The organism is uncultured Streptococcus sp. (genome assembly GCF_915066115.1).
In the GTDB taxonomy this organism is placed as follows: Bacteria; Bacillota; Bacilli; order Lactobacillales; family Streptococcaceae; genus Streptococcus.
Genome location: NZ_CAJZDT010000052.1, coordinates 1 through 11,373, shown reverse-complemented (window position 1 = coordinate 11,373; position 11,373 = coordinate 1). Strand labels below are relative to the sequence as shown.

At 43.2% G+C, this 11,373-nt stretch carries 14 protein-coding genes; all 14 read right to left on the bottom strand.

Annotation, left to right across the window (positions count from 1 at the left end):
* Nucleotides 1-51 precede the first annotated feature (51 nt).
* Nucleotides 52-705, bottom strand: coding sequence for a phosphate signaling complex protein PhoU (phoU, locus tag QZ565_RS05020; protein WP_000946460.1), 654 nt, complete (start codon nucleotides 703-705; stop codon nucleotides 52-54).
* Nucleotides 706-716: 11 nt separating this feature from the next.
* Entirely contained in the window at nucleotides 717-1,475 is a 759-nt protein-coding gene (pstB, locus tag QZ565_RS05015) for a phosphate ABC transporter ATP-binding protein PstB (protein WP_000133484.1), read from the bottom strand.
* A 12-nt stretch (nucleotides 1,476-1,487) separates the two neighbouring features.
* Nucleotides 1,488-2,291, bottom strand: a complete 804-nt coding sequence (gene pstB, locus QZ565_RS05010; protein WP_020900241.1) for a phosphate ABC transporter ATP-binding protein PstB — start codon at nucleotides 2,289-2,291, stop codon at nucleotides 1,488-1,490.
* 10 nt (nucleotides 2,292-2,301) lie between these two features.
* Nucleotides 2,302-3,186: a phosphate ABC transporter permease PstA gene (gene pstA / locus QZ565_RS05005; RefSeq protein ID WP_295526413.1), complete on the bottom strand. Its 885-nt coding sequence runs from the start codon at nucleotides 3,184-3,186 to the stop codon at nucleotides 2,302-2,304.
* Nucleotides 3,176-4,093, bottom strand: a complete 918-nt coding sequence (gene pstC / locus QZ565_RS05000; protein ID WP_001070903.1) for a phosphate ABC transporter permease subunit PstC — start codon at nucleotides 4,091-4,093, stop codon at nucleotides 3,176-3,178. Before pstC ends, pstA begins: the two co-directional genes overlap by 11 nt.
* Nucleotides 4,093-4,971 carry a phosphate ABC transporter substrate-binding protein PstS family protein gene (locus tag QZ565_RS04995; protein WP_000746329.1) on the bottom strand — a complete coding sequence of 293 codons (879 nt, stop codon included), beginning with the start codon at nucleotides 4,969-4,971 and terminating at the stop codon, nucleotides 4,093-4,095. Before QZ565_RS04995 ends, pstC begins: the two co-directional genes overlap by 1 nt.
* 220 nt (nucleotides 4,972-5,191) lie before the next feature.
* Nucleotides 5,192-6,496 (bottom strand): RsmF rRNA methyltransferase first C-terminal domain-containing protein, encoded by a 1,305-nt coding sequence (locus QZ565_RS04990; RefSeq protein WP_295526408.1) that lies wholly within the window; start codon nucleotides 6,494-6,496, stop codon nucleotides 5,192-5,194.
* Nucleotides 6,497-7,270, bottom strand: coding sequence for an inositol monophosphatase family protein (locus QZ565_RS04985; protein ID WP_000444054.1), 774 nt, complete (start codon nucleotides 7,268-7,270; stop codon nucleotides 6,497-6,499).
* Complete coding sequence (locus tag QZ565_RS04980; RefSeq protein ID WP_001041977.1) at nucleotides 7,260-7,538, bottom strand: UPF0223 family protein; 279 nt, start codon at nucleotides 7,536-7,538, stop codon at nucleotides 7,260-7,262. The genes QZ565_RS04985 and QZ565_RS04980 overlap by 11 nt, the downstream gene beginning before the upstream one ends.
* Nucleotides 7,538-7,939 carry a transcriptional regulator Spx gene (spx, locus tag QZ565_RS04975; protein WP_295526400.1) on the bottom strand — a complete coding sequence of 134 codons (402 nt, stop codon included), beginning with the start codon at nucleotides 7,937-7,939 and terminating at the stop codon, nucleotides 7,538-7,540. Before spx ends, QZ565_RS04980 begins: the two co-directional genes overlap by 1 nt.
* Nucleotides 7,940-8,150: 211 nt before the next feature.
* Nucleotides 8,151-8,768 (bottom strand): TIGR01906 family membrane protein, encoded by a 618-nt coding sequence (locus tag QZ565_RS04970; protein ID WP_084928662.1) that lies wholly within the window; start codon nucleotides 8,766-8,768, stop codon nucleotides 8,151-8,153.
* Nucleotides 8,758-9,531, bottom strand: a complete 774-nt coding sequence (locus tag QZ565_RS04965; RefSeq protein ID WP_295526395.1) for a TIGR01457 family HAD-type hydrolase — start codon at nucleotides 9,529-9,531, stop codon at nucleotides 8,758-8,760. The genes QZ565_RS04970 and QZ565_RS04965 overlap by 11 nt, the downstream gene beginning before the upstream one ends.
* Nucleotides 9,532-9,539: 8 nt before the next feature.
* Entirely contained in the window at nucleotides 9,540-10,277 is a 738-nt protein-coding gene (locus QZ565_RS04960; RefSeq protein WP_295526419.1) for an acyl-[acyl-carrier-protein] thioesterase, read from the bottom strand.
* Nucleotides 10,278-10,281: 4 nt separating this feature from the next.
* A partial coding sequence (gene hemW / locus QZ565_RS04955; protein WP_295526392.1) for a radical SAM family heme chaperone HemW occupies nucleotides 10,282-11,373 on the bottom strand: 1,092 nt, incomplete at its 5' end.

Below are 11,373 nucleotides of genomic sequence, written 5' to 3'. Positions count from 1 at the left end.
AAGGAGCTATCAGTTGATTTCAAGCTCCTTTTTATACAGAATGAACCTGTTTTATAGTTCGACAATCTTACCTGTTTCAAAGTAAACAACCCATTCACAGATATTTTTGGCATAGTCTCCAATGCGTTCCAAGAAGGCAATCACTTGGAAGTAATCACGACCTGTAACAATGGCATCAGGATTTTTTTTGATTTCTTCTGTAGCCAAGTCACGAATGCTATCAAAGTAATGGTTGATTTTTTCGTCCATGGCTGCTACTTCATAGGCCTGGTCCACTGAACCATTCAGATAGAGTTCAAGGGCTGCTTCAACGAAGTTCTTGACATCGCGACCCATTCTCTTGATTTCTTCTTCAACAGCTGGGATACGTTGCTCCCCCTTCATACGAATGGCTGCTCTTGCAATGGAAACAGCATGGTCCCCCATACGTTCCAAGTCTGATACAGCCTTCAAGACTGTTAGAACAGTACGCAAGTCTTGAGAAACTGGTTGTTGAAGGGCAATCATTTCAAATGATTTCTTCTCCAATTTCACTTCGTATTCGTTTACTTCTGCATCATCTTCGATGACTTCCTTGGCCAAATCACGGTCATGCGTAACAAAGGCACGCACTGTCCGATTGATTTGGGATAGCACTTCTTGTCCCATAGCATAGAACTGGTTGTGCAATTTCTCCAAATCTTCTTCAAATTGAGAACGTAACATCATTTATCTCCTTATCCAAATTTTCCTGAAATATAATCTTCTGTTTCCTTGTGTTGTGGGTTTAGGAACATCTTCTTGGTATCGTTAAACTCAATCAAATCTCCATCAAGGAAGAATCCTGTCTTGTCAGAGATACGAGAGGCTTGTTGCATGGAACGTGTCACCAAGAGCATGGTGTATTTATCTTTCAGACCATACAAAGTTTCCTCAATCTTACCAGCCGAGATAGGGTCCAAGGCTGATGTTGGCTCATCCAAGAGAATGATTTTAGGACTGGTTGCCAAGACACGGGCAACGCAGACACGTTGCTGTTGTCCACCTGAAAGGCCAATAGCTGAATCATGCAGACGGTCCTTGACCTCATCCCAGATAGAAGCTCGTTGCAAGGCTTTTTCTACTGCTTCATCCAGAACCTGCTTGTCCTTCACTCCATTGATACGAAGCCCATAGACAACATTTTCGTAGATGGACATAGGGAAAGGATTTGGCTGTTGGAAGACCATACCGATTTCCTTTCGCAATTCAACTGTATCTGTACGCGGGCTGTAAATATTGTGACCGTTGTAAACCACCGAACCTGTTGTGGTCACCTCTGGATTGAGATCCCCCATGCGGTTGATAGCCTTGAGGAGAGTTGATTTCCCTGATCCAGATGGACCAATCAAGGCTGTAATTTCCTTAGGTTGGAAAGATAGGGAAACACTATTCAAGGCCTTTTTTTGATTGTAGTAAACGGACAGGTCTGACACCTGTAAAATCGCTTCTGTCATACTGTTTCCTTTCTATCCAAAGTGTCCTGTTACGTAGTCATTGGTTGACTGTAGTTTGGCATTTTGGAAAATATTAGAGGTCTTATCGTACTCTATCAAGTCACCCAAGTAGAAAAATCCTGTGTAGTCACTAGCACGCGCAGCCTGCTGCATACTGTGAGTCACGATGATGATGGTAAAGTCCTTCTTCAATTCCAGCATGGTTTCTTCCAGCTGAGCTGTCGCAATCGGATCCAAGGCTGATGCCGGCTCATCCATCAGGAGAATATCTGGCTTGACTGAAATGGCACGAGCGATACAGAGACGTTGCTGCTGACCACCTGATAGGGTCAAGGCCGACTTGTGCAAATCATCTTTGACCTGATCCCAGAGGGCAGCCTGACGAAGAGAGGTTTCCACAATTTCATCCAAGACTTGCTTGTCCTTAACACCTGCACGTTCATGAGCAAAAGTGATATTGCGGTAGATAGATTTAGCAAAGGGATTTGGTCGTTGGAAGACCATACCGATATGTTTACGCATCTCATAAACATTGATTTCTGGACGGTTAACATCAATCCCTTGGTAGAGGATTTGACCTGTGACCTTGGCAATATCAATGGTATCATTCATACGGTTGAGACTGCGAAGGTAGGTTGATTTTCCTGAACCAGAAGGGCCAATTAAGGCAGTAATTTTATTCTTTTCAAATTGCATATCGATGCCCTTGATGGATTCTTTTTTACCGTAGTAAACATGTAAATCCTTAGTAGAGAGGGCCACTTTCTCTTCAGGAAAGGTGATGATATGCTTTTCATCCCAATTATATTTTGACATGGCTTCTCCTTTAGGCAGCGGTTAATTTCTTATGTAGGTAGCTTCCGAGTTTGCGGGCTCCAAAGTTAAAGATGAGGATAAAGATGAGGAGCACGGCCGCAGAACCTGCTGATACGATGGTTCCATCTGGAATGGTACCTTCACTATTGACTTTCCAAATGTGGACAGCCAAGGTTTCTGCTTGACGGAAGATAGAGATTGGGCTAGTAACACTGAGAATATTCCATGTGAGCTGGCAAGGAGGGGGGGCGTGTGGCCCTGCCGTATAGATAAGAGCGGCGGCCTCACCAAAGATACGACCAGAGGCCAAGACGACCCCAGTCACAATACCGGGAAGGGCTTCTGGAATGACCACATGGACCACAGTCTCCCAACGAGAAATCCCTAGAGCCAAGCCAGCCTCACGTTGCGTATGGTGAACGTGTTTCAAACTGTCCTCAACATTTCGAGTCATCTGAGGCAGGTTAAAGACTGTCAAAGCCAAGGCTCCTGAGATGATTGAAAATCCATACTCAAACTGAACTACAAAGATCAAGTAACCAAAGAGACCTACAACCACTGATGGCAATGAAGACAAGATTTCAATACAGGTTCTGACAAAATTTGTCACAGGACCTTTTTTGGCATATTCGGCTAGGAAAATCCCAGCCCCCATAGATAAGGGAACAGAAATAATCAAGGTAATGACCAAAAGGAAGAAGGAATTATAGAGCTGAATTCCAATCCCTCCACCTGCTTGGTAAGAAGATGATTTACCTGTCAAGAAAGACCAAGAGATATGGGGCAAACCACGAACCAAGATATAAAGAATCAAGGATGCCAAGATGGCAACAATAATTCCTGCAATCGAGTAGAGGACAGCTGTTGCAATTTTATCTAATTTCTTAGCGTGCATAGTTTTTCTTTCCTCTTTCTTTCGTAATCAATTTAATCACACTGTTGAAAGCCAAACTCATCAAGAGCAAGACTAAGGCCAGAGACCAGAGAACGTTATTGTCAACTGTTCCCATAACGGTATTTCCAATACCCATGGTCAAAACAGAGGTCAAGGTCGCAGCAGGTGTCGTTAGTGAAGTTGGGACAACTGCTGAGTTTCCGACCACCATCTGAATAGCCAGAGCCTCACCAAAGGCACGCGCCATCCCAAAGACCACTGCTGTGAAAATCCCTGAACGCGCTGCCTTCAAGGTTACACGCCAGATGGTTTGCCAACGAGTAGCTCCCATAGCCAAACTAGCTTCGCGGTAGTGACGAGGCACCGCACGCAAGCTATCCGTTGTCATAAAGGTTACCGTCGGTAAAATCATGACAAAGAGAACGAAAATCCCTGACAAGATTCCAAAACCAGTTCCACCAAAAACACTGCGGACAAAGGGAACCACAACCTGCAAACCGATAAATCCATAGACGACTGAAGGAATCCCGACCAGCAATTCAATGGCTGGTTGCAAGATTCTAGCACCTTTTGGTGAGACCTCCGTCATAAAGACTGCCGCACCGATGGCAAAAGGAGTTGCGATAAGGGCTGATAGGATTGTGACAATAAAGGAACCCAAAATCATAGGAAGGGCACCAAATTGTTTACCTGAAGGATTCCAAGTTTGGCCAAAGAGGAAATCAAAGATATTAACTCCATTGACAAAGAAGGTCGACAAACCTTTTTGGGCTACGAAAATCAAAATCATAGCCACAATAATGACAATCAAAGACAGACAGGCAAAGGTCAAGCCTTTTCCTAGTTTCTCTAGACGAGAGTTCTTTGAGGGAGAAAGTAATTTTTTAGCTAATTCTTCTTGATTCATTATTGACTCCCTTCTAGTGCTGTCACCGTTCCTACAGCATCTTTTTCAACCTTCATTTCCTTGACAGAAATATAGCCCATTCCCTTAACGATTCCGCTTTGTGCTTCATCTGAAAGGACAAAGTTGAGGAATTCTGCCACCAATTCATTTGGCTGACCTAGGGTGTACATGTGTTCATAAGACCACAAAGGCCAGTTATTGGTCGTAACATTTTCTGCAATTGGCTCATAGCCATTTAACTTCATGCGTTTCACCGAGTCATCCACATAGGCAAAGGCTAGGTAAGAAATGGCTCCTGGTGTCTGGGAAACAATGTTTTTGACCATCCCGTTTGAATCCTGTTCTTGACTCTGCACGGCAGATTGACCATCCATGATAACACTATCAAAGGTTGCACGCGAACCTGAACTTGCCGCACGGTTGATAATAGAAATGGCTAGGTCCTTCCCACCGACTTCTTTCCAGTTGGTCACTTGACCTGTGAAGATGCTACGGAGTTGTTCAGTTGTTAGATTTTCAACGTCAACTTCCTTATTTACAATCACTGCCAAGCCTGCTACAGCAACCTTATGGTCCACTAGAGCGGATGCGTTGATACCGTCTTTTTCCTCGGCAAATACGTCTGAATTTCCTACATCAACGGCTCCAGACTGAACCTGAGACAAACCTGTACCAGATCCTCCACCTTGGACGTTGACTGTTTTTCCAACGTGCATAGAGCCAAATTCATCTGCTGCTGCTTCGACCAAGGGCTGAAGAGCCGTTGAGCCAACAGCTGTCATGGATTCTCCACGATCAATCCAGCTAGCACATCCCGCCAAAGAACCTGCCAGCAAAAGAGCTGCAAGGGATAGAGCGAGTTTTTTCCTTTTTTTCACTGTTTTTCTCCTTGAAAATAATGGTGAATGTCGTGAATTTTTTCAACTATTTATTTATGTTTTTCTTTTGAAAATTGGGAGCCAACTGAAGTTACTAGCTTGGTTTTACTAGTCATTTGCTCAGTTACCTTTTCCACCAATTTTGACTTAAAATGAAAGACAATTTGAAAAAAATCCATACTTCCACTATAACATAGACAAGCTACTTTGACTAGCATTTTCACTTGAATCTTAGGCCTTTTGGAAAATAATTTTTCAAAACATTTCCAGTCACCTTAGCAAAGCCCAACCCATTGCCTTGAACCAAAACTTGGTACCAACCATTTGGCAGACTTTCTGCCAGATGAACAGTTTCTCCAGCCACATACTTTACAAACTCTTCTTGGTCAATTTCAACCGACTGCTTGACCTGACTCGGTTTCAAGGCTAGACCAAGAGCAAAACTAGGCTCAAAGCGTTTCTTCTTAAAGGTACCCAGATGCAGTCCATTGCGAGCAATCTTGAGCTTCCCTAAATCTGGCAAGAGTTCTGGCAAGAGATAGAGTTGGTCTCCAAAAGTCTGCAAGGTCCCCCTTAGATTGACCTTCAAGTGTTTTTGGGCAAATTCCTGCCACAAGGTAAGTTGTTCTCGGCTGAGATTGCTCTTACTCGCCTTAAATTTAGGTGCTGGATTTTCACCCTTAAATTGTAAATGGGCGACAAACTGACCCTCTCCCTTAAAATGATGAGGGTACATCCGAGCCGTTTCTGGCAAGTCAATACCAGCTACCATTCCATTGATATGCTCTACTGGTAGTAAATCAAAATCATACTCTTCCAGCAGCCAATTAACAATCTCTTCGTTTTCCTCAGGTGCCCAGGTACAGGTTGAATAAACCAGACGACCTCCCTCTGCCAGCATGGTCACTGCATCTGCTAGAATTTCTCTTTGCAAGCTGGCGCATTGACTTGGATAATCTAAGTTCCAATAGTCCATAGCATCTGGTTGCTTACGAAACATCCCTTCACCAGAGCAAGGGGCATCAAGGACAATCAAGTCAAAATAGCCTTTAAAAACCTTGGCCAAACGGTCAGCAGATTCATTGGTCACCACGACATTTGTCGCTCCAAAGCGCTCCATGTTTTCCACTAAAATCTTAGCCCGTTTGCTTGAAATTTCATTGGAAACCAGGAGACCTTCTCCTGCTAGATAGGCTGCCAGCTGAGTGGATTTTCCACCCGGTGCAGCAGCCAGGTCCAAGACTTTCATACCAGGACTGGGCTGGGCAACCTGAGCAACCATCTGAGCAGCGGGTTCTTGCGAATAAACCAATCCTGTAGCATGCTCAGGCGATTTTCCTGATACCTTTCCATAGTGGCCCCAAAGAGTCTGAGGAATAGCATCAGGAAAGGAAACTGGCGCTTCTTTTAAAGGATTGACCCGAAAGGCCGAAACCGCTTCCTCCTCAAAAGAGGCAAGAAAATCTCTTGCCTCATCTCCTAGTATCTCTTCATATTTTTCAACAAATCCTTCTGGAAATTGCATTTAAGTTCTTTTCCTTTCGTAAATATAGGACTGAATTTCCTCCTGCATCTCAAGAGGTAGCATCATGACCGGTTGTCTGGTTTGAAAATCAAGTGGTTGACCAGATAGAGTCACAACCCGATAGCCCAGACTTTCCCCTAAAATACTAGCTGCGGCATAATCCCATGGTTGCAGATAGGTGACATAGGTCAACAAACGCCCTGACAAAATCTTGGCAAAACTAATGGCCGCACTCCCATAGACACGTACACCGAGGACCGCTCGACCCAAATCAGCCAGACCCCATTCATTGGTTTCCAGCATACCACTATTCCCTGCAATAAGGAAATCTCCAAGTGGTTTTGCTTTAAAGGGAGCTAGGGGCCTATCATTTAGACAAACTGGAAATTCCCCACCACCGTGGTAACAATCCCCTTTGACCACATCATAAATCAGACCAAACTGTCCCTGACCATTTTCAAAATAAGCCATCATGACAGCAAAATCTTCCTGCTGGGCCACAAAATTATTGGTCCCATCGATGGGATCAATGACCCAAACCTTACCCTCTTTAACCGAGGCTCGCAGACACCCTTCTTCAGCACAAATCTTATCCTCAGGATAACGAGACAAAATCTCACTAACCAAGAGTTCCTGAACTTCCTTGTCCAGTCTGGTCACCAAATCTGTTGGAGAGGACTTGGTTTCAACACACAAGTCTTCCTGCATATGGTCAAGAATGTACTGACCCGCCTTATTGACAAGCTCTTTAGCAAATTCAAATTTACTTTCCAAGAGAAATCTTCCCTTCCCCTTTTTCCTTGGCAGTCTGAACTGCTCGATAAAGCGAATAGCCACTAACTGTTTCAAATTCTCGTCCCAAACGTTTTTCTTCGCTCTTGCTTGGCACGACCGCTTTGAATCCCTTATAGGAGTCCAGTAACTTTTTAGCCTCTACCTTGCCTTCATAGGCAGCTTCAACATCATTAAAAAAAGAAAGCACTGAAGCAAGTTCTTCAGTGCTCCACGACAAATCTAGTGGGTAACTATACTGTTTGTTCATTAACTAATACCAGCTCTCATTCTTGCTTCTTTTAGTTCTTGCTTACGGTAACTACGAGGGAGAAAAGCACGAATCTCATCTTCATTAAAACCGATCTGCATGCGTTTGGTATCTATAATAATTGGGCGACGCAAAAGACTAGGATATTGCTCAATCAACTGAAGCAACTCCGATACCGAAATACTCTCTACATCAATATCCAATTTTTGAAAAATTTTTGAACGAGTTGAAATGATGTCATCAGTACCATTTTCGGTCAAGGAAAGGATGTGTTGCAATTCTTTTCTTGTTAAGGGACTGGTCATAATATTGTGTTCCTCAAAGGGAACCTTATGTTTTTCTAACCAGGCCTTTGCCTTACGACATGAAGTACAGCTCGGTGATAGAAATAGTGTAATCATGCTTTTCTCTTCTTATCTATACTTTGCTACTTCTATTATACAAAAAAATAAAGCGCTTGACTAGAGATTTTTAGAAAAAAAGCCTATTTTTTCAAGAAAAATAGACTGTTTGCGAACGATTAATACATTTCTGATTTAGTTAATTCACTCTTAACGATAGTTTCGAATCACACACCTAATTTATACATGTGAAATAAGAACATCTTTCGTTTCACTTCCTACGACTTTTTAGATAAAGATAGCCAAAGAAGCTTTCATAGAGGGCAAAAAAGAGAAGAAAGGCATGAAGGAAGAAGGTCTCTGGCAAAATCAGAATCACTGGATCCTTGGCTGGGTCAAAAAGCCAGGTATCATCTCCCACAAAGAGAATTTGATGGAAAAGAGTAAAGAATTGATCAAAACCAATCAAAACTCCCCCAAGCCCAATCAGCAAAGGCAAGACTACTAGAGCTAGGAGACTTTTACAAAAGAGAGACAAAAAGCCCTTTTTCATAATTCCTTTGACAAAGACATAGAAGCTTGGTAGTGTCACTAGAGCTACTAGCTGCACCAAGTGAAAGAGATTTTTGACCACCGCAAAGTGGTGCAGACCAGCTGCTGACGAACGAAAATCAGGCATCTGCAAGACTTGACTAAAAGGATTGGTCAGGTAATTCATCAAGATATGAAAGTTGTACTGAATGGTTTCTGGTTTTAGATAGACTCGATCCGTCAAGTTCAGACACTGAATTTCCAATGGATAAACAATCCAAGCCAGATAAATAGTCAGAAGGATTGAGAGGGAGAGGAGAAAGAGCATAGAGGCCCAAAAGGTCAGTTTAGTTTTCATCAAAATCCCACTCCGCAAGGCTAGAAACCACATGAGTCGGTGCGATTGGCAGGTCTGCTACTTCTTCTGCCTTAGTAAAACCTGTCGTCACCAAGAGCGTTGGAATGCCATTGTCAATCCCTGCTCGAATATCTGTTAAATAGTTGTCCCCAACCATAATCAACTCTTCACGTTCCAAGCCTAAGTGCTCAACTGCCTTGTCCATAATGATGGCATTTGGTTTTCCGATATAAACAGGCTTTACTCGTGTTGCCACTTCAAGAAGGGTAATCAGTGAACCAGCCCCCGGCAAAAGCCCACGTTCTGTAGGGATGTTGAGGTCAGGATTGGTTCCGATAAAGTGAGCTCCCTTTTGGATAGCTAGAGTTGCTGTCGCAAATTTTTCATAGTCAACTTGCCAGTCCAGACCTACTACCACATAGGCAGGATTATCCTTGTCTTCCACATAACCAGCCGCCTTAATGGCTTCCTTAAGCCCTGCTTCTCCGATGACATAGACCGTCTTTTCAAGCCCCAAGTCATTCATATAGTCGATAGTGGCCAAAGTCGCTGTGTAGACAGTCGATAGGGGCGTATCGATATTAAAATTCTGAGCCAACATTTCTTGAACACTCTCTGGAGTACGGGTTGTATTGTTGGTCACAAAGAGATAGGGAATGTCCCGCTTTTGCAATTCATGGATAAAAGCCTCCCCTGCTGGGATTCTGTCTTTACCCTTATAAATAGTTCCGTCTAAATCAATTAAATAGCCTTTATATTTCATATTTTTCTCTAATCCTTTTTCATTTCTTGCCAAGTAATCATAGCTTGGGCATTGGTAGCCCCGTCGCTTGTAATCTCATGCTTGCTTTCCAGTCCAGTCCGTTCAACAGACGATGTAATAACCCCACCTGGTCGAACTTCCTTGACATACTTGAGGTTGATTCTCTTGGGAATATATTGGGTCAAAAAGTCCGCTCCCATGACCTCAAAAATCCAGTCCAAGTATTTACTGTTATTGACATGACCATTCATATCCAAATCGTAAAAGCGGACATGGTAATCCTTGCTGATTGATTCGTTCAAGGACTCATACTTTGGCCCACGGATAAGCTTTTTATCAAAATCAGACTGGTAAGGAGCCACAATCTCAGGTTCGACAGCATGGACTTTTCGACTATCTCGGTCCATCAGAACAAAAGTCGCTATCATGTGGATGAGTTCCTGACCTGCTTCATCATAAATGGTAAAGCGACGGTAGCAAAAGAGTCGATTGTAGCTCAGGGCTTCCGTTTCAATAGTGATTTCTTCCGCAAAACGAGGCAAACGAACCACCTCAATATCATAATCTGTGATAATCCAGACCAGATTATAGTTTTCCAAAATGGCCTTATCACTAACACCCAGTTCAATCGACTGCATCCCTGAAACTTGCAGGGACAACAAAATCACATCTGGAAGCTTGATATGACCGTTCATATCAGCCATATCAAAAGGAATTTTCATTTTCATTTGATAAGTTAAGCCCATCATTCTACTCCAAAATAAATCGTTCTGCAACGGTGTCTCCTAAAAAGAGACCTCTTTTTGTCATGCGAACTCGGTCACCCTCTATTTGCATGAGACCTTGTTGAACCAAGTCCTTGACAATTTCTCCATAAAGTCCATCGAAGGACCGTCCAAATTTTTCCTCAAATCGCGCCATGGAGACTCCTGATTTCTTGCGGAGGCCCAAGAACATTTCCTCTTCCATTTGCTCCTTTTGACTCAGGTGTTCTTCTGTGATACGTGCATTGCCTTCCTCAACCGCAGTGAGATAATGACGAATGGGACCATGATTTTTATAGCGTACTCCATTGACATAACCAGATGCCCCAGCACCGATGCCATAGTATTCAGCATTGTCCCAGTACATGAGATTATGGCGACTTTCAAAACCAGGCTTGGAGAAATTGGAAATCTCATAATGCTCAAAACCAGATTTCTCCAGCTCCGCGATGATGTACTCAAACATCTCAGCCTCCAATTCCTCCTTAGGTAGAGGCAATTTTCCTCGTCGCATACGGTTCATAAAGACCGTATGATTTTCTAAAATCAAACTATACAAACTCATATGAGGAATATCCAGCCCAATAGCCTTAGCCACATTGTCCTTGACCTGCTCCATAGTCTGACCAGGCAGCGCATAAATCAAATCGATAGAGATATTATCAAAACCAGCCAGTTTCAGGCGGTCGATATTTTCATAAATATCCTTCTCCAAATGACTGCGCCCAATCTTTTTCAGCATCTTGTCATCAAAGGTCTGCACACCTAGTGAAACACGATTGACAGCCGAGTTCTTCAAAACCGCAATCTTATCCGCATCCAAGTCGCCGGGATTGGCTTCAATGGTCAACTCCTCCAAGACAGACAAGTCCAAGTTTTCAGTCAAGCCATCCAGCAATACCTCCAGTTGCGGAGCTGACAAAGCTGTTGGTGTCCCACCACCGATGTAAAGGGTTCGTAACTTTTGAATGTCATAAGAACGAAACTCTTCCAGCAAATACTCCAAATAGCTATCAACTGGCTGATTTTTGATGAAAACCTTTGAGAAGTCACAATAATAACAAATCTGGGTACAAAA

Excerpts from the sequence above, each read along its gene's own strand:
- spx (WP_295526400.1), bottom strand. The coding sequence starts at position 7,939 with ATGATTACACTATTTCTATCACCGAGCTGTACTTCATGTCGTAAGGCA.
- QZ565_RS04990 (WP_295526408.1), bottom strand. The coding sequence starts at position 6,496 with ATGCAATTTCCAGAAGGATTTGTTGAAAAATATGAAGAGATACTAGGA.
- pstB (WP_020900241.1), bottom strand. The coding sequence starts at position 2,291 with ATGTCAAAATATAATTGGGATGAAAAGCATATCATCACCTTTCCTGAA.
- QZ565_RS04970 (WP_084928662.1), bottom strand. The coding sequence starts at position 8,768 with ATGAAAACTAAACTGACCTTTTGGGCCTCTATGCTCTTTCTCCTCTCC.
- pstC (WP_001070903.1), bottom strand. The coding sequence starts at position 4,093 with ATGAATCAAGAAGAATTAGCTAAAAAATTACTTTCTCCCTCAAAGAAC.
- QZ565_RS04965 (WP_295526395.1), bottom strand. The coding sequence starts at position 9,531 with ATGAAATATAAAGGCTATTTAATTGATTTAGACGGAACTATTTATAAG.
- QZ565_RS04980 (WP_001041977.1), bottom strand. The coding sequence starts at position 7,538 with ATGAACAAACAGTATAGTTACCCACTAGATTTGTCGTGGAGCACTGAA.
- phoU (WP_000946460.1), bottom strand. The coding sequence starts at position 705 with ATGTTACGTTCTCAATTTGAAGAAGATTTGGAGAAATTGCACAACCAG.
- pstA (WP_295526413.1), bottom strand. The coding sequence starts at position 3,186 with ATGCACGCTAAGAAATTAGATAAAATTGCAACAGCTGTCCTCTACTCG.
- pstB (WP_000133484.1), bottom strand. The coding sequence starts at position 1,475 with ATGACAGAAGCGATTTTACAGGTGTCAGACCTGTCCGTTTACTACAAT.
- QZ565_RS04960 (WP_295526419.1), bottom strand. The coding sequence starts at position 10,277 with ATGGGCTTAACTTATCAAATGAAAATGAAAATTCCTTTTGATATGGCT.